We start from the raw sequence: 1,297 nt of genomic DNA on the forward strand, positions 1-1,297 counted from the left end.
CGACGAGGCGGCGCGACGGGCCGCCGACGCCGCGCCCGCCGCCGCCCGGGCCCTCGCGGCGGCGGCCCCGGGGATCCGTGGAGAGGCCGGCAACGCGGCGGCGAAGGCCGCCCGGGCGGCACGCGAGGAAGCCGCCCTGATGCGGTCCTGGGGCATGACCGGCGGCGAACTGGAACGCATGCCGTTCGACGGGCGCGCCCGGCTCGCCGAGCGGCTGCGCTCCGGGCGGCTGGCCCAGTGGTCGGAGCTGATCGGCCGCTTCCGGCAGATGGCCGCCGCCGAGCGCGCCCGCAAGGTGGAGAACACCACGGGGGAACTGGTCGGTGTCACCCTCGGCGACGATCTCACCCGCATCGTCCCCTCGGAGCTGGCTTCGCTCGGCCTCCCCGAACTGCGCGCCGTGTTCGCCGCCCGGTACGCCGCCGGGGAGCTGATGCTCTTCGACAGCCAGGGCGAGCAGAACACCGGGCGCGGTGCCGTCGTCGCGTGCGTGGACACCTCGCACTCCATGTACGCGGCGGGGCCCGGCGGCGTCACGCGCGAGGCGTGGGCCAAGGCGTGCGCGCTGGCGCTGCTGGACCAGGCCCGCGCCGCCCGGCGCGACTTCGTCGGCATCCTGTTCTCCGCCGCCGACAGGATCCGGGTTTTCCGCTTCCCGGCCGCCGAACCCGCGGGCATCACGCGGACCCTCGACTTCGCGGAGACCTTCCTGGGCGGCGGCACCAGCTACCAGGCGCCGCTGACCGCGGCCGCCGATCTGCTGGCGGCCGAGTACGACGACGCCTCCCGGATGCGCGGCGACATCGTCATGATCACCGACGACGAGTGCGGCGTCACCGAGCAGTGGACGCGGGGCTGGAACGACGCCAAGCGCCGCCTGGGCTTCCGGGTCTTCGGCGTGGCCGTCGGCGCCCCGCGCGCCGCCGCGGCAGGCTCCGTCCTGGAGGCGCTGTGCGACAACCTGCGGTCCATCGAGGACTTCACGGACGTGCACGCCGCCGCCGATCTCTTCCGGGTGATTTAGGCAGCCGAAGCGGTGACGCCGCCGGCGCCCGCCGACGGGCGTTCTCCCGGCGTTCTCCCCTCCGCCGCCCGCCGCCCCCGAGCCGGGAACGGCGGGGGACGGCGGGCGCGCGGGCGGCGTGTGCGGTCCGGCTGCGCGTAATGGAGAAGCTGGGTGGATGTGATGCGGATCCGGCGGCGCGCGGCATCCGGTCGCTTCCGCTGCCGTACCGTTCACAGCGGTGGCGAGCCATCGACTCCCGCCTTCTCGGGACCGGTTCCGCCCGCCCCACAC

Annotated in this window: 1 protein-coding gene; it reads left to right on the plus strand. The window is 75.6% G+C overall.

What is annotated here, in order from left to right; genetic code table 11:
- Positions 1 to 1,024, plus strand: a 1,024-nt coding sequence (locus tag ACFV5N_RS27870; RefSeq protein WP_385605341.1) for a VWA domain-containing protein, incomplete at its 5' end; no start/stop codon positions are given.
- Positions 1,025 to 1,297: the final 273 nt, after the last annotated feature.

Origin of the sequence: Streptomyces sp. NPDC059853, assembly GCF_042731495.1 — a bacterium.
Classification (GTDB): domain Bacteria; phylum Actinomycetota; class Actinomycetes; order Streptomycetales; family Streptomycetaceae; genus Streptomyces.